Origin of the sequence: Solwaraspora sp. WMMA2056 (assembly GCF_030345095.1) — a bacterium.
Lineage (GTDB): Bacteria > Actinomycetota > Actinomycetes > Mycobacteriales > Micromonosporaceae > Micromonospora_E.
Genome location: NZ_CP128360.1, coordinates 3,614,771 through 3,640,510, shown reverse-complemented (window position 1 = coordinate 3,640,510; position 25,740 = coordinate 3,614,771). Strand labels below are relative to the sequence as shown.

At 71.9% G+C, this 25,740-nt stretch carries 20 protein-coding genes; 6 read left to right on the top strand and 14 right to left on the bottom strand.

Annotation, left to right across the window (positions count from 1 at the left end):
* Complete coding sequence (locus O7608_RS16580; protein WP_289205430.1) at positions 1-2,598, bottom strand: FtsK/SpoIIIE domain-containing protein; 2,598 nt, start codon at positions 2,596-2,598, stop codon at positions 1-3.
* 391 nt (positions 2,599-2,989) lie between these two features.
* Here O7608_RS16580 and O7608_RS16575 point away from each other — a divergent pair, with 391 nt between their 5' ends.
* Together O7608_RS16575 and O7608_RS16570 are read left to right on the top strand one after the other, a co-directional pair.
* A complete protein-coding gene (locus O7608_RS16575) occupies positions 2,990-4,000 on the top strand; it encodes a fascin domain-containing protein (RefSeq protein ID WP_289205429.1) in 1,011 nt (336 codons plus the stop codon).
* A 66-nt stretch (positions 4,001-4,066) separates the two neighbouring features.
* The gene (locus O7608_RS16570; protein ID WP_289205428.1) at positions 4,067-4,609 is read left to right on the top strand and encodes a hypothetical protein; all 543 of its coding nucleotides are present in this window, start codon (positions 4,067-4,069) and stop codon (positions 4,607-4,609) included.
* 100 nt (positions 4,610-4,709) lie between these two features.
* Here O7608_RS16570 and O7608_RS16565 read toward each other — a convergent pair whose 3' ends face one another.
* Positions 4,710-5,393 (bottom strand): S1 family peptidase, encoded by a 684-nt coding sequence (locus O7608_RS16565; protein WP_289205427.1) that lies wholly within the window; start codon positions 5,391-5,393, stop codon positions 4,710-4,712.
* Positions 5,394-5,638: 245 nt separating this feature from the next.
* On the opposite strand from O7608_RS16565, the gene O7608_RS16560 reads away from it, so the two are divergent.
* The gene (locus tag O7608_RS16560) at positions 5,639-6,382 is read left to right on the top strand and encodes a hypothetical protein (protein WP_289205426.1); all 744 of its coding nucleotides are present in this window, start codon (positions 5,639-5,641) and stop codon (positions 6,380-6,382) included.
* A 92-nt stretch (positions 6,383-6,474) separates the two neighbouring features.
* Here O7608_RS16560 and O7608_RS16555 read toward each other — a convergent pair whose 3' ends face one another.
* From O7608_RS16555 to gltB, 3 genes are all read right to left on the bottom strand, one after another.
* Positions 6,475-7,278 carry an SGNH/GDSL hydrolase family protein gene (locus tag O7608_RS16555; protein WP_289205425.1) on the bottom strand — a complete coding sequence of 268 codons (804 nt, stop codon included), beginning with the start codon at positions 7,276-7,278 and terminating at the stop codon, positions 6,475-6,477.
* A 258-nt stretch (positions 7,279-7,536) separates the two neighbouring features.
* Positions 7,537-9,021 (bottom strand): glutamate synthase subunit beta, encoded by a 1,485-nt coding sequence (locus O7608_RS16550; protein ID WP_289205424.1) that lies wholly within the window; start codon positions 9,019-9,021, stop codon positions 7,537-7,539.
* Positions 9,014-13,648, bottom strand: coding sequence for a glutamate synthase large subunit (gltB, locus tag O7608_RS16545; RefSeq protein WP_289205423.1), 4,635 nt, complete (start codon positions 13,646-13,648; stop codon positions 9,014-9,016). The genes O7608_RS16550 and gltB overlap by 8 nt, the downstream gene beginning before the upstream one ends.
* Positions 13,649-13,793: 145 nt before the next feature.
* Here gltB and O7608_RS16540 point away from each other — a divergent pair, with 145 nt between their 5' ends.
* Positions 13,794-14,840 (top strand): GNAT family N-acetyltransferase, encoded by a 1,047-nt coding sequence (locus tag O7608_RS16540; protein WP_289205422.1) that lies wholly within the window; start codon positions 13,794-13,796, stop codon positions 14,838-14,840.
* 61 nt (positions 14,841-14,901) lie between these two features.
* On the opposite strand, the gene O7608_RS16535 is transcribed toward O7608_RS16540, so the two are convergent.
* The 5 genes from O7608_RS16535 to trpC all read right to left on the bottom strand — a co-directional run bounded on the left by O7608_RS16535 (position 14,902) and on the right by trpC (position 20,426).
* Positions 14,902-16,101 (bottom strand): FAD-dependent oxidoreductase, encoded by a 1,200-nt coding sequence (locus O7608_RS16535; protein WP_289205421.1) that lies wholly within the window; start codon positions 16,099-16,101, stop codon positions 14,902-14,904.
* Positions 16,102-16,152: 51 nt separating this feature from the next.
* On the bottom strand, positions 16,153-17,424 hold the full coding sequence (gene lgt / locus O7608_RS16530) for a prolipoprotein diacylglyceryl transferase (protein ID WP_289210924.1): 1,272 nt from the start codon (positions 17,422-17,424) through the stop codon (positions 16,153-16,155).
* Between the two features lie 76 nt (positions 17,425-17,500).
* Positions 17,501-18,304 (bottom strand): tryptophan synthase subunit alpha, encoded by an 804-nt coding sequence (gene trpA, locus O7608_RS16525; protein ID WP_289210923.1) that lies wholly within the window; start codon positions 18,302-18,304, stop codon positions 17,501-17,503.
* Positions 18,301-19,548: a tryptophan synthase subunit beta gene (trpB, locus tag O7608_RS16520; protein WP_289205420.1), complete on the bottom strand. Its 1,248-nt coding sequence runs from the start codon at positions 19,546-19,548 to the stop codon at positions 18,301-18,303. The genes trpA and trpB overlap by 4 nt, the downstream gene beginning before the upstream one ends.
* Positions 19,545-20,426: an indole-3-glycerol phosphate synthase TrpC gene (gene trpC, locus O7608_RS16515; protein WP_282228184.1), complete on the bottom strand. Its 882-nt coding sequence runs from the start codon at positions 20,424-20,426 to the stop codon at positions 19,545-19,547. The genes trpB and trpC overlap by 4 nt, the downstream gene beginning before the upstream one ends.
* Before the next feature lie 387 nt (positions 20,427-20,813).
* On the opposite strand from trpC, the gene O7608_RS16510 reads away from it, so the two are divergent.
* A complete protein-coding gene (locus O7608_RS16510) occupies positions 20,814-21,092 on the top strand; it encodes a hypothetical protein (protein WP_289205419.1) in 279 nt (92 codons plus the stop codon).
* Positions 21,093-21,123: 31 nt separating this feature from the next.
* Here the strand turns inward: O7608_RS16510 and O7608_RS16505 are convergent, their stop codons facing one another.
* From O7608_RS16505 to hisI, 3 genes are read right to left on the bottom strand one after another with little or no spacing between them, the layout of a single operon-like run.
* Entirely contained in the window at positions 21,124-21,828 is a 705-nt protein-coding gene (locus O7608_RS16505) for a Trp biosynthesis-associated membrane protein (RefSeq protein WP_502959129.1), read from the bottom strand.
* Positions 21,825-23,378, bottom strand: coding sequence for an anthranilate synthase component I (locus O7608_RS16500; protein ID WP_289205418.1), 1,554 nt, complete (start codon positions 23,376-23,378; stop codon positions 21,825-21,827). Before O7608_RS16500 ends, O7608_RS16505 begins: the two co-directional genes overlap by 4 nt.
* Positions 23,375-23,821 carry a phosphoribosyl-AMP cyclohydrolase gene (gene hisI, locus O7608_RS16495; RefSeq protein ID WP_289205417.1) on the bottom strand — a complete coding sequence of 149 codons (447 nt, stop codon included), beginning with the start codon at positions 23,819-23,821 and terminating at the stop codon, positions 23,375-23,377. The genes O7608_RS16500 and hisI overlap by 4 nt, the downstream gene beginning before the upstream one ends.
* A 472-nt stretch (positions 23,822-24,293) precedes the next feature.
* On the opposite strand from hisI, the gene O7608_RS16490 reads away from it, so the two are divergent.
* The gene (locus tag O7608_RS16490) at positions 24,294-25,235 is read left to right on the top strand and encodes a superantigen-like protein SSL4 (protein ID WP_289205416.1); all 942 of its coding nucleotides are present in this window, start codon (positions 24,294-24,296) and stop codon (positions 25,233-25,235) included.
* A 40-nt stretch (positions 25,236-25,275) separates the two neighbouring features.
* Here the strand turns inward: O7608_RS16490 and O7608_RS16485 are convergent, their stop codons facing one another.
* On the bottom strand, positions 25,276-25,659 hold the full coding sequence (locus O7608_RS16485; protein ID WP_289205415.1) for a MerR family transcriptional regulator: 384 nt from the start codon (positions 25,657-25,659) through the stop codon (positions 25,276-25,278).
* Positions 25,660-25,740 lie beyond the last annotated feature (81 nt).

The following is a 25,740-nucleotide window of genomic DNA, read 5'->3' as shown; positions in this document are numbered from 1 at the left end:
TCAGCCTTCCTCGTCCAGCTCGCGGCCGGGCAACGCGAACGGCACGATCAGCCGGGTCCGCTGGTCGTGCCGGTCGATCAGCAGCGCCCGGTTCGGCCGCGGCCGGTACGCCAGGTCGTGGGTGCCCAGGTAGGAGCCGAGCTCACCGCCGGGGACGTTCATCGCCACCAGGCAGGCCAGGTCGTCGCGGTTGTGTGAGCCGCCCAGGTCGTCGGCGAGCCGCCGTAGCCCACGCCACCAACCCAGCAGATGGACGCCGTGACCGGGCCCCTGGCGCAGCACCACCTGCAGGTCGTCCAGCCCGGACTTGTACATCTCGTCCTTCGCGCCGAGCACCCCGGCTGCGGCGTCCATCCCGAACACCACCAGGTACGTCCGACCGTCGTCGGCGGGCGCGGCGGTGCCGTCCGGGGTGGCCAGTCGGCGCAGCTCCTCACGCAGCTCGGCGGCGGTCAGCCGGGTGATCGAATGTCCGAAGGTGTGCAGCGCGTCGGCGGTCTCCTCGGCGACCTCGTCGGCGGAGGCGACCAGCGGGGCCAGCAGGAACCGGGCGTGGCCGGGCGGCTCCTGCCGGGCCAGGCTGACGGTGGCGGCGTGCAGCACGTCGGCGGCGTGGCCGGTGGTGCCGACCACGGCGATGTGCCGACCCGGAGTGGCGTCCAGCGGGAACACCGCCGAGCTGAGGTCCACGTCGACCTGCCGGCCGACCAGGGCGAGGGGGCGCCGTCCGCCGGGGGCCAGTGAGCGGTACGTGGGGTCACCGTCGAGGTGCGCCGCCTCGTACCCCTTGAAGATCGCCGGTGGGCGGGAGCCGGCGGCGCGGGCCTGCCACAGCTCGTGGCGCAGGGTGGCGATCCGCCGGGCTCCACTGTGCGCGTCCGGGAACCGGATGACCGTGTTGGCACCGGCGATGCCGGCCGAGACGTTGACGATCGCCTGCCCGACCGGCAGCCCACCGGCGGCCTGGTTGAGCGGGTCGAGGACCCCGTTTCCGCCGGGCAGCGCCACCCGCAGCGGGAACTGGCCGAAGATCGAGTCGGTCTTGCCGTAGAGGGCTTCGATGCCGGACATGCTCTGGCTGGCCAGGACCAGGTGTACGCCGTACGACCGGCCCTTGCGGGCCAGCTCCTCCAGCAGGGCGGCGGCTTCCCGGGCGACCGAGTCGTTGCCCTCGAACAGCACGTGGAACTCGTCGATCACGGCGACGGTACGCGGGGTCGGGGTGCCGTCGCGGGGCAGGTCGGCCAGTTTCGTCACGCCGTGGCGTTTCATCGCCGCCGCCCGCCGGTTCAGCTCGCGGCGCAGCTCCCGCAGCACGGCGACGCCGTACTCCCGGTCGGACTCGATGCCGACGGCGCGGGCGTGCGGGATCCACGACGGGTCCCGGCCGGTCGGCACGAACTCGGTGAAGCTGACGCCCTCCTTGAAGTCGAGCAGGTAGAGGGACAGCTCGTCGGGTGCGTAGCGGGCGGCGAGGCTGTAGAGCAGGTCGAGCAGGAAGACGGTCTTGCCGGAGCCGGTGCGGCCACCGACGAGCCAGTGCGGGGTGACGTCGTCGAAGGCGAGAATCGCCGGTTCCCGGCCGGCCCGGCCGACGATGGTGTGCAGGCCGGCGGTGGCCGACTCGGTCCAGATCCGGGGTGGCAGCAGGTCGGCGAAGTCCAGGGTGGAGCCGCGTCGGTGGATCTCGCCGAGCCGGCCGGCGAGGGCTTCGACCACCCGGGCCGGCGGGTCGCCGTCGAGAGCGACGGGCGCGGCCAGGCCGGTGCCGTCGGCGCTGAACGGCTGCCCCGGTGGGTCGCCGACGAAGGCCCGGTTGCCGTCCAGCCGGACCGGGGTGGTGGCACCGAGTGTCGGCGGCGCCACCCCGGTGCCGGCCGGCGGGTAGCCGGCGACGATCACGCAGACCCGGGCGGACGCCCCGGCGTGGGTGAGCGCGGCGAGGCGCATCAGCTCCGCCCGGCCGTCGGGCAACGCCCCGGCGACCACCACCAGCAACTCCCCCGCTGCCTGGCCTGCGGAGCCGGCCCGGTCGCCGCTGCGGGCCTGGGCGGCCCGGACGTGCTGGTCGGCGTCGTCGAGGCGTTCCTTGGCTTCGGCGTCGGTGGCGGCCGGCGGTGCCAGCACACCGGCTTCGACCAGGGGCCGCAGCGGCAGGAACGTGGCACCCATCGACGTGGTGTCCAGCGCGGTCACCCGTACCGTGCCGGGTGGAGCGGCCGCGAGCAGCCGGACCACCAGGCTGCGCAGCAGCGCGGCGACCTTCGGTTGCCGGGCGTCGGCGTCGATGGCCAGGTGCGCGCCGGCCCCGAGGGGCACCAGCGCCGGGAACTCGACCGGGTCGCCGGTGCCGGCCAGCCCGACGGGGCGGGCCAGGCCGACCCGGACCGGGGCCGGGCCGACGGCCAGGTCCCGGGTGGCGCTGGTGGCCCCGGTGGTGAGGGCTTCGCCGACGCGGCGCAGCCGGTCGGTGACGTCGCCGAGGTCCGGGGCGGCCGGGGCGGAGCTGTCGTCGATCGCCCGGCGGGCGGTGGTCAGGTGGGTCACGGCCTGTCGATGGGCGGCGACTGCCCGACGGTACGCGGCACCGAAGCTCATCGGGCCGGACCCGGAGTCCGGGGCGGCCCGGACCTGGTGACAGCGTCACAGCCCAGAACCCCATGCAGTCCGTACACCCACACCCCCACCTGCAGTCGGGTAGTGACCAGAACACTATCCGAGTCCGCTTCCTCCTGTTGACCCGGCCCGCACCGCATGCGCTCCTGCGCGACTCAGGTGGGGTTCAGCGCCACATGATTCACCTCCGTAAATCGATCAAGCAGAGACATGTAACATTGGCGAAATTGTTCAAGATCAATTTGTCAACCCCCCGGGATGAGTCACCCTCCAGACACTTGCTGTAATCGCTTGATGATTTACAGTAATTAAGCCCTGCCATCAGTTGCGTCGATGACGATCATCGGCCCTGCAACACGGATAGGAGACGACCATGCCCCTGTCAGCGGCCGATCTTGCCGTGATCGGAGAGACTCCGATCACGATACGATCGACAGCGTTCTCGAACGTCTATCTCCGACTCGACGGTCGAGGAGTCACATCCGAGACCGAGAATGGCGGCGGACTGGTGAACTGCCAGTTCAGCGTCGGCACCCCCGGGCCGTACGAAAGGTTCAAGATTCGTCCACAGGCCGACGGTACGTTCTCGGTCGAATCGGCTGTCTTCCCGAACGTATGGCTCCGCATGGACAGCCGAGGGGTCACCGCGCAGACCCCGAACGGCGGCGGCCTCGTCAACGCCAGATTCAACGCCAACGGCGGTCCCGCCGAGAAGTTCCGGCTCCACCCCCACGCAGGCGACGCGTTCTCCTTCGAGTCGACCCTCACGTCGAACGTGTTCCTCAGGATGAACGGCACCGGCGTTACCACAGCCACCGACAACGGCGGCGGTCTCGTCAACTGCCAGTTCAACGCCAACGGCGGGATCCACGAGAAGTTCGTCATCTCGATGATCGATCAACGACTCGAATTCGCCATGCAGCGCCAGGAGCAGGGCATGTGGTGCTGGTCGGCGGCCACCGTGAGCCTCGCGGCCTACTACGACCCGAGCACCCACTGGACCCAGTGCACCCTCGCCAACGCGGAGCTCAACCGGAACGACTGCTGCGTACCTGCGGGTTCTGAGTCACCCGGCAACCAGGGCCGGTGGCCGGACACGGCGCTGCAGCGCGTCGGCGTCCTTCGTCGACGCGAGAACCGCGCCCTGACCCCTGCCGAGATCGGAGCCGAGATGGCTGGCTCGACCCCGATCGGATTGAACACCTCCTGGCGGGGCGGCGGCGGGCACATCCTGGCGATCCGTGGACGTTTCTTCCTCGACGGGGAAGAATACGTCAGTGTCGCAGACCCGTGGTACGGCGACTCCGACGTGTCGTACAACACCTTCCGCAACGCGTATCAGGGAAGCGGGACCTGGAACGTCAGTTACAAGACCCAGCGCTAGGAGATCGACATGCCACTCGAAATGCCGGATCCGCCGAGCGGCGTACGCGACCGAATCCGGTCGAGGATGCGCACTTTCGCGGACGCCTCCAAGTTCTCGACCAAGGCTCTACGCAACGCCCGGAAAGATCAGCTCGAATTGTCGACGCCGCACCAGGTCTACGTGCTGGGGCTCGACGACATCATCGCCGGTAACGGGTTGGACAGCGCGCAACCGGTGGGCTGGCGTTACCTGATCGAGGAAGCCGGACAACCCATCGCCAGCGCCGAGACCGCTTCCACGCCGGACGGCACCGAACAGATGTCACAGTTCACCGAGGGACCGTTCGTCGCGTCGACCAACAAGGCGCTGAAGGGCGTACTCAAACTGGCCACGCTCAAGACCGGCCGCTACGAGCTACGCCTGCTACGGGTCCCCGCCCTGTACGTTATGGCGCTGTGGCTGCATCTGCCCCGACGGGATCTGATCATTCCGCTGGAACCGTCGCCGGTCGGGAAGGAAGACCGGGTGGTACCGGCGGACGAATTCCTGAGTGACCTGGCGGACAAGGCCAGGACCATGCTTCCGCCCGATCCGTCGGAAGCACCAGGGACGATACCCGGCTCCTGACCCCGCAGGGTCTCGTCGTCGACGGCGGACCCCGTAGTGGTCCGGTCCTCGTGCTGCGGGGACCGGACCACTACCACGGTGGCGATCGGCACAGTGTGGGTCAGACGCCGGCGACCGCTGCGATCCAAGCTCGGCTGGCGGCGATCGAGGCATAGTTCTGCGAGGTCGATCCGTTGGAGTTCGAACAGACACCGACCTGTTGTCCGGCGTAGAACTGCGGACCACCCGAGTCGCCCTGCCAGGCGATTCCGGTCGCCGGGGAGCTACGGATTGCCGGTCCTTCGTACGCGTCCCGGCCCCGCACCGAGACGACCTGCACCGAGGCCGTCTTCAGCTGTGCCGACAGGTCGCAATTCAGGCACGAGCGGCCCCAGCCGTAGATGGTGTTCGTCGAGCCGACTGGCGGATCGCTGGTGGCGAGCGTGACGTACGTGGTGCTGATCGGTGTGCTGAGATACAGCAGCCCGATGTCGTACAGGTATCCGTCTTGCGAGTAGGTCGCGCTGACCGCGCTCACCTGGCCGCCGGTGGCGTGATGGACACTGCCGACCCGAACCGACATCGAGCCGCCGATGCAGTGCTCGGCAGTGAGCACCCAGCGGGAAGCGATGATCGAGCCGGAGCATCTGAACGAGCCGTCGCTGTAGACAGCGGCCGCCCAGGGTGCCGACGAGACCGTGTCGCCGCCGATGATCTGCTGCGGTGCGGCGGCGGCTGTCGATGGAGTCAGGGCAGCACCGACGAGTGCCGACGCGACCACTGCCAGGAGATTACGGATACGCAAGACGGCACTCCTCACTGAGCAGACACCCAGCCAGGCATCGGCCCGCACCACAGATCCCGGCAACGATCTTATCGACGACAAGATCGATACACAACATGCATTGACCTGCGCTGATAGCCGCAGAGTCGACGGGATGCCGGTCCAGCGTGGTCGATTCCCCGAGTGGACGGTAGCGCCGCGCTGATCCCGAAGTGCTCCTAGTATCCGTGATAGGAGTGTCCCGACAACCGTCGAAAGTGCGATCGATGCGACCTGACGACGACGGCACCGACGACCAGGAGACCGGACACGGTGCCCGCGGGGATTCGGACCGCGACGAGAAGTTGCGCCGGTTCGCCGACCGGCTCGACAAGCCGCTCGGCGTCCTCGGCGTACTGTTCCTGCTCCTGGTGATCGGGCAGTTCGTCACCACCCACCCACCGACGGCCGTCGTGCTGGGCGTCGCCAGCTGGGTGCTGTGGGTGGTCTTCGTCGCCGAGTTCGCGCTCCGTGCCTGGTTGGGCCGGCACCACCCCGGCCGGTTCTGGCGACGCAACTGGTGGCAGCTGCTCTTCCTCGCCGTACCCGTGCTGCGGTTCGCCCGGGTGGCGCTGGCGCTGCGGACGGCCCGCGCCGGCGCTGCGATCACCGCCGCCGTACGGGGCTCGCGCTCCGCCGGCCGGTTGCTCACCGACCGGCTCGCCTGGCTCGTCGCGGTGACGGTGAGCCTCATCCTCGCCGCCGGCCAACTGCTCGTCGTCGCCGGCTCCTACCCGAGCTACGCGCAGGCGCTGCACGACGTCACGCTCACCACGATCACCGGTCAGCGGATGGCCGCGCGGGACCCGTTCGCCCAGGTTCTGGAGCTCATTCTGGCCGCGTACTCGGTCGTCGTCTTCGGCACCCTGGCCGGCGCGCTCGGTGCCTACTTCCTCAGCAACCGGCCGACCTCCGACGGCGGCGACAACGACGACCGGGACGGTGCCGGTGCCGGTGCCGGTGCCGGCTGACCTGATCGCGCGACTGACGCCGGTCGCCAGTTGCGGCGGGCCGGTCCCCGTGGTGCGGTCGGGGACCGGACCGCCAGGTACGAGCAGTACCGTCAGCCGGTGACCGAGTTGAGCGCGGCCAGATAGCCGTCGCGGTAGCCGGCGGCGTTCGGGTGGTACGCGGCGATCAGCGCGGAGAAATCGTTGATCCACGGGGTGGCACCGCAGACCCCGTGCCCGGCGAACTGGCTCCGGGTGTCCACGAAGGTCGCACCGGCGGCGGCGGCCCGGTCGGCGGTGACCTCGGCGAGCAGGTCGGCGGCGTCGTTGATGATGGTGCGCTTGGTCAGGCTGACGGCGAACAGCCCGCAGTTGCGGACCTCCTCGAACAGTCGCGGGTAGCCGAGCACGATCAGCTCGGCGTTCGGGGCCCGCTGTCTGATCGCGGCGTAGGTGGCGTCGAGCCGGCCGGGCAGCTGGCTGGTGGCGAACTGGCGGGCCCGGTTGACGGCGCTGGCGCAGGACGATTCGCTGCCGAGCCGGCAGTTGAGCACGACATCGGCGAACCCGGCGTCGTTGCCGCCGATGGTGATGGTGACCATCGTGGTGTTGGCATCCAGTACGGACAGTTGGTTGTCGAGCACGTCGGCGGTGACAGCGCCGCCGCAGGCGACGAAGCGGAAACTTGCCGGCGAGTTGGCCGCCGCCCACAGTGGGGCGTACGACCGGTTGCTGCGTAGGCAGGTCGTCTCGTAGGGGGCGGCGCCGACGCCGGAGGAGAACGAGTCGCCGAGGGCGGCGTAGTGCACGGCGGGGGCGGCATGGGCGGGTACACCGGCCGCGAGGGTGCCGGCGCCGACGGCACCGAGGGTGACGGCCAGCGCGAGCGCGGCGCGGGCCAGGGGGCGAAGGGTCATGGACGGACCTCACGAAGGACGGGGGGATCCTTGGGGCCGCGCGCGTGGCCATGGGGAGCAACTGTTGTTACTAGCCGGTAATGCTATCGAAACATCTGCATTCCCGGAAGAGCCCTCACCTCACCATGATCGCGATTCCACCCCCATGATCGCGACGATCTTGCACTTATCGATAGACAAATCGGAGAAATCTTCTCGATAAGTGCAAGATCGTCGCGGAGTCAGGCGTCGCGGAGTTGGCGTCGCGGAGTCAGGCGGTCAGCGGGGAGTGGTCGCGAGGGGCTGCATGGTGGGGGTCACCGGGGCGGGGAGGTCCCCCACCCCGCCGAGGTAGGAGTGGATCGCGGCCGCCGCCGCCCGCCCCTCGGCGATCGCCCACACGATCAGCGACGCGCCCCGGTGCATGTCCCCGGCGACGAACACGCCCTTCGTTGCGGTCTGCCACTGCCCGTCGGAGTCGACCGCACCGCGCCGGTTGCGGACCAGCCGCAGCTGCTCCAACAGCGGCTGGGGTTCGGTGCCCTCGAAGCCGATCGCCAGCAGCACCAGGTCCGCCGGCAGCTCCCGCTCCGATCCCGGGACCACCGTCAGGATCCGCTCGCCGTCGACCTTCGTCACCGTCACCTCGGCGATCCGCACCGCCTTCACCGCGCCGGTGCCGTCGTCGACGAACTCCTGCACGGCGACGGCGAACACCCGCTCGCCGCCCTCCTCGTGCGCCGGGTACTCGCGCAGCACCCACGGCCAGGTCGGCCACGGGTCCCGGGCCTCGTCACGGGCGCTCGGCGGCTCCGGGTACAGGTCCAGCTGGTACACACCGGCCGCGCCCTGGCGGTGCGCCACCCCGAGACAGTCGGCGGCGGTGTCCCCGCCGCCGATGATCACCACATGCTTGCCGGCAGCGTCGACCGCCGGCTGCCCCGCCCCGGCGGCCACCACCCGGTTCGACTCGACCAGATGCTCCATCGCCAGGTGCACCCCGCGCAGCGCCCGGCCCGGCGTCGCCGGGGTGTCCCGGCCGGCGAGCGCGCCACAGGCCAGCAGCACCGCGTCGTGGTCGGCCCGCAGCTGTGCGGCGGTGACGTCGACCCCGATGTTCACCCCGGTACGGAACTGCACCCCCTCGGCCGCCAACTGGGCCATGCGCAGGTCGATGTGCTGCTTCTCCAGCTTGAAGTCGGGGATGCCGTAGCGCAGCAGCCCACCGATCGCGTCGTCGCGTTCGAAGACGGTCACCGCGTGCCCGGCCCGCGCCAACTGCTGCGCGGCGGCGAGCCCGGCCGGACCGGAGCCGACCACGGCGACCCGCCTGCCCGACGGCGCCGGCACCTCCTGCGGAGTGATCAGTCCGGCGTCGACCGCCCGGTTGATGATCTCCACCTCGACCTGCTTGATGGTCACCGGTGCCCCGCCGCCGATGCCCAGTACGCAGGCCGCCTCACACGGTGCTGGGCAGAGCCGGCCGGTGAACTCCGGGAAGTTGTTGGTGGCGTGCAGCGACTCGATCGCCGCCGCCCAGCCGCCGGTGCGGACCAGGTCGTTCCAGTCCGGGATCCGGTTGCCCAGCGGGCAGCCGTCGTGGCAGAACGGGATCCCGCAGTCCATGCAGCGGGTCGCCTGCTCGCGGATCAGCTCGTCGGTGGCCGGCGGGTAGACCTCCCGCCAGTCGGAGATCCGCACCGGTACGGGGCGGCGCTGCGGCAGCCGCCGGTCGAACCGCAGGAATCCGGTCGGGTCAGGCACGAGCCACCTCCATGACGGCCTCATCCACGTCACGGCCGGCAGCTTCGGCGGCCCTCATCGCTTCCAACACCCGCTTGTAGTCACGCGGCACCACGACGGCGAACTCCTCCACCGCCTCCGGCCAGCGCTTGAGCAGTGCCTCGGCCACCGCCGAGTCGGTCTCGGCGAGATGCCGCTCGACCAGCTCCCGCAGCATCGGCTCGGCCTGCGCCGACACCGGCTCCAGGTCCACCAGCTCCCGGTTGACCAGCCGCTCGTCGAGCCGCCACAGGTACGCCGTACCGCCGGACATGCCGGCGGCGAAGTTGCGCCCGGTGGGGCCGAGCACCACGACCGTACCGCCGGTCATGTATTCGCAGCCGTGGTCGCCGACGCCCTCGACGACCGCGACGGCGCCCGAGTTGCGCACCGCGAACCGTTCGCCGACCCGCCCGCGCAGGAACAGCTCACCGGCGGTGGCCCCGTACAGGATGGTGTTGCCGGCGATGATCTGCTCCTCGGCACCGGCGCCGCCGGGGGCGGCGAACGGTGCCGCCGCGTCCGGGCGGACGACCAGCCGGCCGCCGGAGAGTCCCTTGCCGACGTAGTCGTTGGCGTCGCCGTGCAGCCGCAGCGTCACCCCACGCGGCAGGAACGCCCCGAACGACTGCCCGGCGGTGCCGGTGAGGGTGAACTCGATGGTGTCGTCGGGCAGCCCGGCCCCGCCGACCCGGCGGGTCACCTCACCGCCGAGCATCGCGCCGACGCTGCGGTGCTCGTTGCGTACCGCCACCGCCGCCTGGACCGGGGTCCGGTCGGTCAGCGCCGGGCCGGCCAGCGCGATCAGCTCGTTGTCGAGTGCCTTGTCCAGTCCGTGGTCCTGGGCGCGGATGCCGCGCAGCGACGCACCGGCCGGCAGGGTCGGCACGTGCAGCACCGCCGACAGGTCCAGCCCCTTGGCCTTCCAGTGGTCCACCGCCGGGGCGGTGTCGAGCAGGTCGGCCCGGCCGATCGCCTCGTCGATCGACCGGAAGCCCAGCTCGGCGAGGTAGCCGCGGACCTCCTCGGCGAGGAACAGGAAGAAGTTCTCCACGAACTCCGGCTTGCCGGTGAAGCGTTCCCGCAGCACCGGGTTCTGGGTGGCGATACCGACCGGGCAGGTGTCGAGGTGGCAGACCCGCATCATCACGCAGCCCTCGACGATCAGCGGGGCGGTGGCGAAGCCGTACTCCTCGGCGCCGAGCAGGGCCGCGATCAGCACGTCCCGGCCGGTCTTGAGCTGCCCGTCGACCTGGACGGTGACCCGGTCGCGCAGCTTGTTCAGCAGCAACGTCTGCTGCGCCTCGGCCAGGCCCAGCTCCCACGGGGTGCCGGCGTGCTTGAGCGAGTTCAGCGGTGACGCGCCGGTGCCACCGTCGTGGCCGGAGATCAGGATGACGTCGGCCTTGAGCTTGGCGACGCCGGCGGCGACGGTGCCGACGCCGATCTCGCTGACCAGTTTGACGTGCACCCGGGCGGCCGGGTTGACGCACTTGAGGTCGTGGACCAGCTGGGCGAGGTCCTCGATCGAGTAGATGTCGTGGTGCGGTGGCGGCGAGATCAGTCCGACGCCGGGGGTGGCGTGGCGGGTCTTGGCGATCCACGGCCACACCTTGTTGCCGGGCAGCTGCCCGCCCTCGCCCGGCTTGGCGCCCTGGGCCATCTTGATCTGCAGGTCGTCGGCGTTGACCAGGTATTCGCTGGTGACGCCGAAGCGGCCGGAGGCGATCTGCTTGACCGCCGAACGCCGGGTCGGGTCGTAGAGCCGCTCGACGTCCTCGCCGCCCTCGCCGGTGTTGGACCGCCCGCCGAGGCGGTTCATCGCGACGGCGAGGGTCTCGTGCGCCTCGGCGGAGATCGACCCGTAGCTCATCGCTCCGGTGGAGAAACGCTTGACGATCTCGCTGGCCGGCTCGACCTCGTCGAGCGGGACCGGCTCGCGTACCCCGGTCCGCAGGGTGAACAGCCCGCGCAGCGAGCCGGCGCGTTCGGCCAGTTCGTCGACGGTGGCGGTGTAGCGGCGGAACACGTCGTACTGCCCGGAGCGGGTGGCGTGCTGCAGTAGGAACACCGTCTCCGGGTTGAACAGGTGCATCTCGCCTTCGCGCCGCCACTGGTACTCGCCGCCGACGTCGAGGCGTCGGTGCGAGCGTTCGGCGCTGTTGGCCGGGTAGGCGCGGGCGTGCCGGGCCGCGATCTCGGCGTGGATGCCGGCCAGGCCGACGCCGCCGACCGTGCCGGGGGTGCCGGCGAAGTAGCGCTCGACGACCAGCGGGTCCAGGCCGACGGCTTCGAAGACCTGCGCCCCGCAGTACGAGGAGACCGTCGAGATACCCATCTTCGACATGATCTTCAGGACGCCCTTGCCGAGCGCCTTGACGTAGTTGCGGATCGCGACGGTGGACTCGATGCCGGGCAGCGCGCCGGTGGCGATCAGGTCCTCGACCGACTCGAAGGCCAGGTACGGGTTGACCGCGGCCGCGCCGTAGCCGATCAGCACGGCGGCGTGGTGCACCTCGCGGCAGTCGCCGCTCTCGACGACCAGCGCCACCTGGGTGCGGGTCTGCTCGCGGACCAGGTGCTGGTGCACGGCGGCGGTGAGCAGCAGCGACGGGATCGGGGCCAGATCGATCGTGGAGTCCCGGTCGGAGAGCACGAAGATCCGTACGCCGTCCTCGATCGCCTCGGAGACGTGCCGGCAGATCTGGGTCAGTCGGGCCTTGATGCCCTCGGCGCCGTCGCGCAGCGGGTAGAGCCCGGAGACCCGGACCGCCTTGAACCCGGGCAGGTCGCCGTCCTCGTCGATCGACAGGAGCTTGGCCAGCTCGTCGTTGTCGATCACCGGGTACGGCAGCACGATCTGGCGGCAGGACGCCGGCCCGGGGTCGAGCAGGTTGCCCTCCGGGCCGATGGTCGACTGCAGGCTGGTCACCATCTCCTCCCGGATCGCGTCCAGCGGCGGGTTGGTGACCTGGGCGAACAGCTGGTGGAAGTAGTCGAACAGCAGCCGGGGCCGGGTGGACAGCGGCGCGATCGGGGTGTCGGTGCCCATCGACCCGATCGGTTCGATGCCCTTGCGGGCCATCGGCGCGATCAGGATCTTGAGCTCCTCCTCGGTGTAGCCGAAGGTCTGCTGGCGGCGCTGCACCGAGTCGTGGGTGTACACGGTGTGGTCGCGCTCGGGCAGGTCGTGCAGGTCGATCAGCCCGGCGTGCAGCCAGTCCGCGTACGGCTCGGCGGCGGCCAGCTCGGCCTTGACCTGCTCGTCCTCCACGATGCGCCCGGCGGCGGTGTCGACCAGGAACATCCGCCCGGGGCGCAGCCGGCCCTTGGCGACCACGGTCGCCGGATCGAGGTCGAGCACCCCGGCCTCGCTGCCGAGCACGACCAGGCCGTCGCTGGTACGCCACCAGCGGCCGGGACGCAGGCCGTTGCGGTCCAGCACCGCGCCGACGATCTCGCCGTCGGTGAAGGCGACCGACGCCGGGCCGTCCCACGGTTCCATCAGGCTGGCGTGGAAGCGGTAGAAGTCGCGCTTGGCCGGGTCCATCCCGGGGTCGTTCTCCCAGGCCTCCGGGATCATCATCAGTACGGCGTGCGGCAGGCTGCGCCCGGCCAGGTGCAGCAGCTCGAGGACCTCGTCGAAGTTGGCCGAGTCGGAGGCCTGCGGGGTGCAGACCGGGAAGAGCCGGCGGATGTTGCCCGGGATGTTCGGCGTGGCCAGCAGCGCCTCGCGGGCGTTCATCCAGTTCTTGTTGCCCCGGATCGTGTTGATCTCGCCGTTGTGCGCGATGAAGCGGTACGGGTGGGCCAGCGGCCACGACGGGAAGGTGTTGGTGGAGAACCGGGAGTGCACCAGGGCGATCGCGCTGGCCACCCGCTCGTCGCGCAGGTCCGGGAAGAACTCCGGCAGCTGGTCGGGGGTGAGCATGCCCTTGTAGACCATGGTACGGCCGGACAGTGACGGGAAGTACGCCGGCACGCCCCGCTCGGCGCTCTCCCGCTCGGCCTGCTTGCGGACGCAGAACGCCACCCGGTCCAGGTCCAGCCCGGTCAACGGGGTGCCGGCCGGGCCGGCGGGCGCGTCGGTGAGCCGGTGCGCGGCGAGGAAGAGCTGGCTGATCCGGGGGCGGGCGGCGTCGGCGGTCTCGCCGAGCCCGTCGGGCTGCACCGGCACGTCCCGCCAGCCGAGCACGTCGGCGCCTTCGACCAGGGCGTACTTCTCGACGATGCGGCGGACCCGGGCTTCGTCGGCCGGGTCGGTCGGCAGGAAGACCAGGCCGGTGGCGTACTGGCCGGACGGCGGCAGCGCGAAGTCGACGACGGCCCGCAGGAACTCGTCGGGGACCTGGATCATGATGCCGGCGCCGTCGCCGGTGTTCTGCTCCGCGCCCCGGGCCCCCCGGTGGTCCAGCCGGCACAACGCGGCCAGGCCCTTGGCCACGACGTCGTGGGAGCGGCGACCGTTGAGGTCGGCCACGAAGGCGACACCGCACGCGTCGTGTTCGCGGGCCGGGTCGTAGAGACCCTGCGCCGGCGGCGGTGCGGCCTGCGGCCGGGACGCCTGCGGCGGGCAAGGGTGCGGTCCCTGCGGGTACGGAAGAACCACCGGGCCTCCTGTCGTCACTCGCGCATGAACAGATTCGGGACGACGTCGGCCCTGGAGAGTTTATTGAGTCTACGTGAGGGGCCACCGGACATCACCAGTGCGAATTGATCACACGTCCACAGTATGGGACGTGTAGTCTCACAAGGTGGCCAACCAGGAAGACCGACTCCTCGATCGGCTGGACCGGTTCTGCGATGCCGTACCGCGTGCCGCCGCCCGCCCCGAAGAGCTGGGCAATTATGTACTTTTCGTCCGGCTGGAGGAAGCCGGATGGCCGTTCTACGCCCGCCCGCGCCTGGGCGTCGCCACCCCGCCGGCCGCCGCCGACATCACCACCGTACGCGCTCGACAGCGCGAACTGGGGCTTCCCGAGTCCTTCGAATGGATCCACGAGATCCGGCCCGACCTGCTCGCCGTGGCCCGCGCCGCCGGCCTGGGGGTCCACCAGGCCCCGCTGATGGTGCTCGACCCGGCGGCCCTGCCCGCCGACACCCCCGCAGACCCGCCCGCCGTACGGCTGCTCGACCCGGATTCGCCCAGTTTCGAGACCGATCTGGCCACCTGGTTCGCGGTCACCCAGGCCGCCTTCAACCCCGTCTCGGCCGCCGACGGACCGCTGCCGACCACCGGCACGGATGCACCCGAGATTGTTACAGTGACATTTCCCACTGTCGACAGTGGTGATCGGGCATCGGGTACGCAGTGGTCGACAACCGGCGCGACGGCCGTCGCGCCCGCTACCGCCGGAGCGGACGCCGCGTCCGGCGCCACACCCGCATCGACTTCCCAAACCGGTCAGGCCGCGCAGGCCGGCCCGGCTGCCGGCCCGGCTACACCGGCCACCGCCCTGTTGCCGGCGGCGGTGGTCCGCCACGAGGGCGACGCGATTCGCTCCGGCCGCCTCCGGATCGCGCTGGCCACCCTGCCGGGGCGGGTCGACCCGGTCGCGGTCGGCTCGGTCAGCCGGGTCGACGACGTCGCCGAGATCGTCGGGGTCGGCACCCTACCGGCGGCACGCCGGCAGGGCCTCGCCTCCGCCGTCACCGTGGCCCTGGCCCGCCGGGCCCTCGCCGACGGCGTCGAACTGGTCTTCCTGGCCGCCGGCAGCGACGACGTCGCGATGCTCTACCACCGGCTCGGGTTCCGCCGCGTCGGCACCGCCTGCATCGCCAACCCGACAGCCACCGTCTGAAACAGCCAACCCGACATCCACCTCTGAAACGACAGCAACCGGTCGGGACCGAGGGGACCGGTCAGGACGGTGGTGGACTCCACCGGTCGGCGGTGGCCGCGACGTTGCCCAGCAGCCGAGGGCTGATCGTGCCGAGCGTGGCGTCGCGGGCCCGCAACGCCAATCGCCCCCGGGCCTGCAGCACCGCCGCCATCCGCCGGCTCTGCCGCACCATCGCCACCGCCCGGGGCCGCCGCAGCCGGCTGTACGCGGCCACCGCGTCGGTCAGCTGCGGGCCCGGCACCGCGTCGCGGACCACCGCGCACAGCGTCGCCGCGTCCTCGAACGCCAGGCAGGCGCCCTGGCCCAGGTGGTGCGACATGGCGTGCGCCGCGTCGCCGAGCAGGACCACCCCGCCCGGACCGGCCGGGAACCCGTACGAGGGCGGCAGTGGCCGCAACTCACGGACCTCGGCCTGGACCAGGTCCGCCGGTTCGGTCGCGGCGAGCAGCTCCCCGACCGGACTCGGCCAACCGGCGAACCAGCGGCGCAGCAACGTCAACTGGGTCGCTGGCGGCTCCGGCCGGGACGCGCCGGCCGCCGTCGCCACCCAGTAGATGCCGCCCCGGCTGGAGCCGCCGGCCGAACCCCGCTCGCCCAGCGACGCCGACACGAACCGGTACCCGGCACCGAGGATCTCCCCCGAGATGCGCTCCGGCGGCAACTGCGGAGCCCGGTACCAGGGGACGACCGCCCGCCAGGCGGCACACCCCGAGCTGATCACCGTACTGGCCGGGGCCAGCGCCGGGCGCAGCGTGCTCTGCGCGCCGTCCGCCGCGACCACCAGGTCGGCCTCGACCACGCCCCGGCCGGTGGTCACCGCCGGCCGGTCCGTCGAGGCCGGACGCAGGCCGCGCACCGCCACCCCGGTACGGATCTCCACCTGCTCGCCGAGTCCGGCGATCAACGCGTCGTGCAGATCCTCCTGATGCACCACCACCGGGATCCGCTCACCGGCCTGCGGACGCGGCTGCACCAGCCACTGCCCGTCGGGCCGGCGGACACCGTGGTACGACAACCCGGTGGCGATCGCGTCGAGCCCACCGCCGAGGCCGAGCGCCTGCAACGCGCGGATCCCGTTCGGCCAGAGCACCAGGGCGGTGCCGGCCGACCGGATCCGGTCCTGCCGCTCCAGGAGCGTGACCCGCCACCCCGTCCGGGCCAGCGCGCCCGCGACCGCCAGCCCACCGACACCGGCCCCCACCACGACGGCAGTACGCATCCGCCCCGCCTTCCCGGATCGATCGTCAGGCCACCTGAAGCGGTGGCCCGGTCAGCGCCCGGACGTGTCCGGCTTCTTCTCCGTGACGGCCACGGTCTCCCCGGCCGGTGCCGGTTCATCCGAAGACGCATCCGCCGGTGCCGGCTCCGCTGCCGGCTCATCCGCAGATGCCGGCTCCGCTGCCGGTGCCGACGCGTCCCCGGTCGGCGCGGTGCCGGTGCGCAGGTACTCGGCGTACTGCGCCTCGTCGACCACCTGGTAGCCGCCGACGACCTCGGTGGTCGTCGGCTTGGCGGAGACGTCGACCTGCGACACCGCGCCAGCGGAGTCACCGGAGCGGCCCGATCCGGGCGTGTCCGCCCCGGCCGACCCGCCGGCCGTACCCGCCGTACCTGCCGCGCCGGCGGCGGGTAGCGGCGGCAACGGGTCACCGGCGGCGTCCAGCGGGATCAGGAACTGCTGCGGGCCACGGACCCGGACCAGGTACGCCAGCGCGCCGAGGAAGACCAGCACCGAGGTCCACACGTTCAGCCGGACCCCGAAAATCTCGTTGGCGGTGTCGGTGCGCATCATCTCGATCCAGAACCGGCCGGCGGTGTAACCCATCACGTACACCGCGAACGCCCGCCCGGCACCGAGCTTCCAGCGGCGCTCGGCCAGGATCACCAGGCCGGCGACGCCGACGTTCCAGATCGCCTCGTACAGGAACGTCGGGTGGTACAGCCCCGGCTCCAGCACCGGGTTGCCCTCCGGATCCCGCAGCGCCTGGCCTGGGTTGGCCCGGTCCATCTGGTGCACCTGCAGCCCCCACGGCAACGTGGTCGGGCCGCCGTACAGCTCGTTGTTGAACCAGTTGCCGACCCGCCCGACCGCCTGGGCCAGCGGCAGCCCCGGCGCCAGCGCGTCGGCCACCACGGTCAGCGGGATACCGAGCTGGCGGGCGGCGAGCCACGCACCCACCGCGCCGCCGGCGACCGCGCCCCAGATGCCGAGCCCGCCCTGCCAGATGTAGAGGGCCTCGATCGGGTTGCCGTCGGCGCCAAAGTACTCCTGCGGCGAGCTGACGACGTGGTAGAGCCGGGCGCCGATGATGCCGGCCGGCACCGCCCAGATGGCGATGTCCAGCACCGCCCAGGGTCGGGCCCCGCGCTGGCGGAGCCGGTACTCGGTGACCGCGCAGGCCACGACGATGCCGGCGACGATGCAGAGCGCGTACGCCCGGATGGGTATCGGACCAAGCTGCCAGACCGCCGTGGCCGGGCTGGGGATTGCGGCGAGAGTCACGGATGCACACGCTACCGTCGCGACCTGTCCACCCGGCACCCCGGTCGGGGTGGGAAAACCCGCGTGTCTCACCCCGGGCACCGCCGACCCGGGGGTCAGCGGGTGACGGCCCGGGTCAGCGGGTGACGGCCCGGACCCCGTCGGCGAGCTCGCCGCTGAGCTGACGCAACGCGGCCAGCCCGGCCGCCAGGTCGGGGGCGTCGAGCAGGCAGCGGATCAACGCACTGCCGACGATCACCCCGTCGGCGAAGGAGCCGACCTGGGCCGCCTGGGCACCGTTGCCGACCCCGAGGCCGACCCCGACCGGCAGGTCGGTGACCGCGCGCAGCCGGCGGACCAGCGTCGGTGCCGCGTCCGAGGACTGCTCGCGGGCGCCGGTGACGCCCATCAGGGCGGTGGCGTAGACGAAACCACGGCAGTGGCGCACCGTCATCGCCAACCGGTCGTCGGTCGACGACGGCGAGACCAGGAAGGTCCGGTCCAGGCCGTACGCGTCCGACGCCGCCAGCCACTCGTGGGCCTCGTCGGGGATCAGGTCCGGGGTGATCAGGCCGGTCCCGCCGGCAGCGGCGAGGTCCCGGGCGAACGTGTCGACCCCGTACCGCTCGATCGGGTTCCAGTAGGTCATCGTGACCACCGGGGCACCGGTGGCGGCGACCGCCTCGATGATCCGCAGCGCGTCGGTGATGCGTACCCCGCCGGCCAGGGCGATGTCGCTGGCCCGCTGGATCACCGGGCCGTCCATCACCGGATCGGAGTACGGCAGCTCGACCTCGATGACGTCGACTCCGGCGTCGACCATCGCCCGCATCGCCGTGATGCTGTCGTCGACCGTCGGGAAGCCGGCCGGCATGCAGCCGACCAGGACCGCCCGGCCCTCGGCGCGGGCCTTGTCGAACGCGACCGTGATGCTCATCAGTCCTGCCCGTCGAGGATGCCGAAGTACGCCCCGGCGGTGTGTACGTCCTTGTCCCCCCGGCCGGAGAGGTTGACCACGATCGTCGGCGTCCGGCCCAGCTCGGCCGTCAACTCGGGAACGATCTTGATCATGCCGGCGAGGGCGTGCGCGCTCTCGATCGCCGGGATGATCCCCTCGGTACGGCAGAGCAGCTGGAACGCCTCCATCGCCTCGGCGTCGGTGACCGGCCGGTAGTGCGCCCGGCCGGTGTCGTGCAGCCAGGCGTGCTCCGGGCCGACCGCCGGGTAGTCCAGCCCGGCCGAGATCGAATGCGAGTCCAGGGTCTGCCCGTCGGCGTCCTGCAGCAGGTAGGTACGGGCGCCGTGCAGCACCCCGGAGGATCCGCCGGTGATGCTGGCCGCGTGCCGACCGGTGGCCACCCCGTCGCCACCGGCCTCGAACCCGTACAGCCGGACCTGGTCGTCGCCGACGAAGGCGTGGAAGATCCCGATCGCGTTGGAGCCGCCGCCGACGCAGGCCGCCACCGCGTCCGGCAGTGCCCCGAGGGTCTCCAGGCACTGCGCGCGGGCCTCGTCGCCGATGCCGCGCACGAAGTCACGCACCATCGCCGGGAACGGGTGCGGCCCGGCGGCGGTGCCGATCAGGTAGTGGGTGTGGTCGACGCTGGCCACCCAGTCGCGCAGCGCCTCGTTGAGCGCGTCCTTGAGGGTGCGCGAGCCGTTGGTGACCGGCACCACGGTGGCCCCGAGCATCCGCATCCGGGCGACGTTGAGCGCCTGCCGTTCGGTGTCGACCTCGCCCATGTAGACCACGCACTCGAGGTCCAGCAGGGCGGCGGCGGTGGCGCTGGCCACCCCGTGCTGCCCGGCGCCGGTCTCGGCGATGATCCGGGGCTTGCCCATCCGCCGGGTCAGCAGCGCCTGACCGAGCACGTTACGCACCTTGTGTGCGCCGGTGTGGTTGAGGTCCTCGCGCTTGAGCAGCACCGTCGCGCCGACCTGGGCGGAGAGCCGTTCGGCCCGGTACAGCAGGGACGGGGTGCCGGCGTAGTCACGCAGCAGCCGGGCGAAGTCGGCCCGGAACCCGTCGTCGGCCATCGCCTGCCGGTAGGCGACGTCGAGCTCGTCGAGGGCGGCGATCAGCGCCTCCGGGACGAACCGGCCGCCGTAGCGGCCGAAGTGACCCGTGCCGTCGGGCAGCTCACCGGGGTGGGCACCGGCGGCGGTGCCGGCCGGGGCGCTCACCGGACCGGCCGTGGGGTCGCCGGGTGGTTGCCCGCGTTGACCAGTTCCGCGACCGCGTCCCGGGGGCTCTTCTGGGTGACCAGGCCCTCGCCGACCAGGACGGCGTCGGCACCGGCCGACGCGTACCGGATCAGGTCGTGCGGCCCCCGCACCCCCGACTCGGCGATCTTGACGACGCTGTTGGGCAGCCCGGGTGCGATCCGTTCGAAGACCGACCGGTCGACCTCCAGGGTGCGCAGGTCCCGGGCGTTGACCCCGATCACCTGGGCACCGGCCTCCAGGGCCCGGTCGGCCTCCTCCTCGGTGTGCACCTCGACCAGCGCGGTCATGCCCAGCGACTCGATCCGCTCCAGCAGCCCGACCAGGACGTTCTGCTCCAACGCGACGACCATCAGCAGGACCAGGTCGGCACCGTGCGCGCGGGCCTCGTGCACCTGGTAGCTGGAGACGATGAAGTCCTTGCGCAGCACCGGCACGTCGACCGCGGCCCGCACGGCGGTCAGGTCGTCCAGTGAGCCGCCGAACCACCGGCCCTCGGTGAGCACGCTGATGCAGCGGGCACCGCCAGCGGCGTACTCGGTCGCCAGGTCCGCCGGATCCGGGATGTCGGCCAGCGCACCCTTCGACGGCGACGACCGCTTGACCTCGGCGATCACCCCGACCCCGGGCTTGCGCAGCGCCGCGCACGCGTCGATCGGCGGCGGTGCGGCGGCGGCGAGCTCACGGATCCGACTCAGCGGCACCAGTTCCTCGCGACGCTTCAGGTCGGCCCGGACGCCAGCAAGGATCTCATCGAGAACGCTGAGTGCCGGCGCCGCCGGTCCGGCGCTGTCTTCCTGGTCAGCAGTCACCAACGGACTCCCCTCTCCGGGTGTCATGCGCCCGATGCTAGGCGGCGGCGCAGGGTAACCAGAGCCGGGGGTATGGCGCGCCTCACGAATTGGACTGGGGCATAATGTCCAACCTTTTGTGTCAACGACATCACCCACCGTGCTCACGCGCCGACCCGACCGGCCCATGCCTGCGGAATCTCCGCGACTCCATCGACATTGATCTTAGCCTGCCGGCCGGTCACGGCCCGCTGTGGCACAGATCAACATCGGCGGTACGGACGTCACCGGTACACCGGGGCGATAGTTGACACAGGCGTCACCGCCGACAGTTGACCTGCGGGTCACCGTCGCGAAACAGGCCCCGGTCAGCATGGAGTTCGGGCAGACTGGTCGGCGGTAGCCGCCGGCCGTGCAACCACCCTGGGGGGCACCATGAGCACCACGTCACGAGACACGACCGTCGACCTGATCGCCATCCCCCGCGCCGTCGTCGCCCTGGCCGCCGAGGTCGCGCACTCGGTGGAGCGCGCCGTGGTGGGCGACCACAGGGTGCGTACCGCGCAGGGCAACGCCTGGGAGGCCATCTGCGCCGACCGGGCCCGCGCCCACCAGCGTGACGAGATCCGCCGGCTGGTCGCGACGCTGGCCAGCGGCCGGCCGGCCGAGACGCCGGCCACCACCGACCGCAGGGAGACCAGCCCGGCGGCGTGACCGGCCGCTGCCCGGCGTCGTCGGCGGTCGGTCAACGCGGCCCGTCGTCGCTGGTCGGCCGCTGCGGGGCGTCGTCGACGGTCGGGTCCTCACCCCGGTCGAGCGCGGCCCAGGTGTCGAGCGTCGACCTCGGCACCGACGCCTCCGGCCGGTCGACCGCCGGGCGGGTCGCCGTCGCCCCGGGTGCCGTCCGCTCGTACCGGGCCCCCATCGCCGGCCAGCCGCCCGACCGCAGCACCGTCGTCAGCCCGCCGGCGGCCGACAGCAACGCCCCCGCCATCGCCAGGACCGGCCAGTGCGGCGCGGTCGAGGCCGTCTCCGCCGCCGACCGGGCCACCGGGGTCACCCCGACCAGCACCGCCGCCGCGCCCGCCAGCACCGCCACGCCGACGGCGGCGAGCAACGCCCCGATCAGCCGCCTGACCACTCCCCGGCTGGCCAGCACCGCCCCCGCACCGGCCAGCCCGACCAGGGCCAACGCCGGCAACCACGGCAGTACGTCGGCCCCGGTGCGCACCACTTCCACGGCGGGCAGCGGCTCCGGCCGTACGGTCACCTCGACCGCCCACGCCTGCCGGGCGGCGTACCAGGTCAGGCCGGCACCGACCAGGCAGGCACCGACGGCACCGGCCAGCTCCCGACGGACGCCGGGCGACCGCGAGCCGGCCCCGTCGTCGGCCGTCGGGCCCGATCCGCCAGCGGCAGGTCCGACGCCGTCCGGCCCGTCGTCGGTCACCGGGCCGGACGCAGGGTCTCGGCGGCGGCGATCGCGACCAGCACCGCCGCCGCCTTGCTCTGGGTCTCCCGTTCCTCGGCCACCGGGTCGGAATCGGCGACGATCCCCGCGCCCGCCTGCACGTAGGCACGACCGCCCCGGATCACGGCGGTCCGGATCGCGATCGCCATGTCGAGGTCGCCGCCGAAGCCGAAGTAGCCGACGGTGCCGCCGTACAGGCCCCGACGGGTGGGTTCCAACTCCTCGATGATCTCCATCGCCCGTACCTTCGGCGCACCGGACAAGGTGCCCGCCGGGAAGCTCGCCGCCAACGCGTCGAACGCGGTGCGGTCCGTACGCAGCTCGCCCACCACCGTCGACACGATGTGCATGACGTGGCTGTACCGCTCGACCGTGGCGAACTCCGGCACCTCCACGGTGCCGGGACGGCAGACCCGGCCCAGGTCGTTACGACCCAGGTCGACCAGCATGACGTGTTCGGCGCGTTCCTTCGGGTCGGCCAGCAGTTCGGCGGCGAGCGCCGCATCCTCCTCCGGGGTCGCCCCCCGTCGCCGGGTGCCGGCGATCGGGTGCAGCAACGCCCGCCGGGTGCCCTCTTCGGTGACGGTGACCTTCAGATGCGCCTCCGGCGACGACCCGACCACGTCGAAGTCGTCGAACCGCAGCAGGTACATGTACGGGCTCGGGTTGGTGGCCCGCAGCACCCGGTAGACGTCCACCGGGTCGGCCGAGGTGTCCCGCTCGAACCGCTGCGCCAGCACGATCTGGAAGCACTCGCCGGCCCGGATCGCCTCCTTGGCCTGCTCGACCGCCTTCGGGTACTCCCCCGACGAGGTGCGGCTGTGCACCGCCCCGACACCGGTCGGAGTGTCGAGCACGGACACCATCGGCGGATTGGGCCGCGACAGCGCGGTGGTCATCGCGTCCAACCGGCCGATCGCGTGGTGGTAGGCGGCGGCGACCGTGGCGGCGTCGGCCGCCTCCGGCAGTACCGCGTTGGCGACCAGGATCGCCGTACCGTCGTAGTGGTCGAGCACCACCAGGTCGGTGGCGAGCATCAGTCCGAACTCGGGCAGCCCCAGCTCGTCGGCGGTCAGCTCGGGCAGCCGCTCCAGCCGGCGGACGAAGTCGTAGCTCAGGTAGCCGACCAGGCCGCCGGTCAGCGGCGGCAGCCCGGCGGCGACGTCGGGCACCGGCGGCGGGCCGGTCAGCGCCGCGACCGTCGACCGCAGGACGTCCACCGGGTCGCCGCCGTCGGGCAGCCCGTCCGGCGGATCGCCGAGCCAGCGGACGGTGCCGCCGGACTCGGTCAACGTCGCCGCGCTGCGCACCCCGACGAACGAGTACCGCGACCAGGCGGTGCCGGCCGAGCCGGCGCCCTGCTCGGCGGACTCCAGCAGGAAGGTCCCGGGCCCGCCGGCGAGTTTGCGGTACACCCCGACCGGGGTCTCGCCGTCGGCCAACAGCCGGCGGGTGACCGGCACCACCCGACGCTGCCGGGCCAGGGTCGTGAAGGTCTGCGCGTCCGGGCTGACCGTTCCGGTCGTCATCGGCCCTCCTCGGCGGGGGTGATCGTGCCGGTCACCGGCAGTTCGTCGAAGAAGCAGTTCGGGGCACCGGTGTGGCAGGCGGCACCGACCTGCTCCACCGCGACCAGGACGGCGTCGCCGTCGCAGTCGATCCGCACCGACCGCACGTACTGGTGGTGCCCGGAGGTGGCACCTTTGACCCAGTATTCCTGGCGGCTGCGCGACCAGTAGGTGGCCCGGCCGGTGGTCAGTGTGCGGTGCAGTGCCTCGTCGTCCATCCAGGCCATCATCAGCACCTCACCGGTGCCGTGCCGCTGCACCACGGCGGCGATCAGGCCGTCGGCGGTGCGGCGCAGTCGGGCGGCGATGGCGGGATCCAGGGCGGACGGCCGCGACGGGTCGCCGTCGTCGGGCCGTTGCGCGGTGGTGGCGGGTCCGGCTGGCGGTTCATCGGGTACGGGCACAGTGCCCGATTGTTCCGTACGGCCGGACCGGTGTGGTGCCGCGTCCCGTCCCAGGTGTCGTAAGCCCGACACCGGATGACCGGATCCGACGGTTCGGGGGCTGTGCCGCCGCGGCCGGAGGAGTACCTTGACGAAGCGCCGCCACGGTCGAGGTCTACGGGCCGATCCCATGCCCCGCACCGGTTCCGGCACCTGTCGACAGCACTGCACCCGGGGTCTGCCCGGGCGGTCGACGTACGTCCGGCCGGGTCCGTCGGCCCCGTCCGGTGCGGCGAGTCGGCGCACCACCCCAGCCACACGCCCGTGCGGGTGACGACCCGGTTGCACCGCCGACCGGGCACCCGCCGACGCGGACGGAGGAATCTCGATGCAGCCCATGGCCACCCCTCAGCCTTCGGGGGCGGTGGAGTCGGGGGACGCCGCCCCCGCCCCTGTTCCCGTGCACGGCAGACCGATCCCGGCACCACGACCGATGTCCGCCGGACATGTGATCAACGAAGCGACGACCGAGATGCCGGTGATCGCGCCGCCGTCGGCGGACCGGCAGAACCCGAGCCCGCTGCCCCCGATCGCCACGCAGTTGCTCGGTGGCGCCCCGGCCGACGACCCGGAGTCCGACGATTCGCCGTCGACCACCGCCCAGGGGCCGCAGGGGCCGACGGACGACGCGCCGGAGTCCACCGATCAGCAGCCGACCGACGTGACACCAGCGGCGAACGTCGCCGACACGACCCTGCCTGCGGATCCCGGTTCACCCGCCGAACCTGACGGCTCCGCCGACGACGACTCCGCCGCTGAGCAGACGGGCGACGACGCGACGGTTGCGCAGCCCGAGCCGACGGCGCAGGCGGAGCCGGCGGGCTCTGCCGACGACGACCCGCACGACGCCGACGACCCGGTCGATGACGACGACCCCGAGGCCGTGACGGCGCACGGCGACGCCGGTGATCTCTCCTTCGACGACGACGAACTCGACGACGAAGACGTCGAGCTCGAGCTCGAGGACGACGACGAGCCCGAGGACGACGAGGACGAGGACGACGACGAAGACGATGACGACGAGGAGCCGGCTGACTTGATGACCGCAGTGGATGACACGCAGCCGGAAGTGACGTCGGCGCGGCGGCCGGGCGACGTGTCGTTGCCGCCGATCACGATCTGGACCGAGGCCGCCGCCGACGACCTGCGCGACGAGTGGCACGAGATCAAGGCCCGGTTCGTCGACGAACCGGACGTCGCCCTGGCTCAGGCCCAGGCGCTGGTCGGACACACCGTCCGGACGCTGGCCGAACGTCTCCTCGCCGAGCAGAACGAGCTCGACCCCCACCGGCACAGCGCGACGCCGGACACCGAGTCGATGCGGGTGGCATTGCGCCAGTACCGAGAGTTCCTCGACCGCCTGTTGGCCATCTGACGTGGTGAGGTGGGCGTGGCGGGTACCCGCCACGCCCACCTCACCGCTCGTCCACGAGTTTCCGGTAAGCGTCGATCTTGTGATCGAGGACGGCCAGATCCTCGTGCAACTGCCCGATCCGGGCGAGGACAAGTGCCCGGTGCCGCTCGAACAGGTAGATACGTTGCGGCAGCGTGTCGTCACCCTGCCGGGCGAGTTCGGTGTACCGGCGCATGTCACGCACCGACATCCCGGTGCGCCGCAACCGGGTCAGCAGGATCAGCCAGCCGATGTCGGTTTCGGTGTAGCGGCGGCGACCCGCCGCGTCCCGCCCGACCGGGGCGACCAGCCCTTCCTGCTCGTACCACCGCAGGGTGTGCGGGCTGAGCCCGACCCGCGCGGCGGCCGCGCCGACGGTCAGGGAGTCGCCGGCCGATGTGTTCATGACGCCCAGGGTGGCAGGCGGACGCCAGCAGCACCGTGCACCGGACGCAGCCTTCCGGCGGTGACCACTTGACACCCGCTG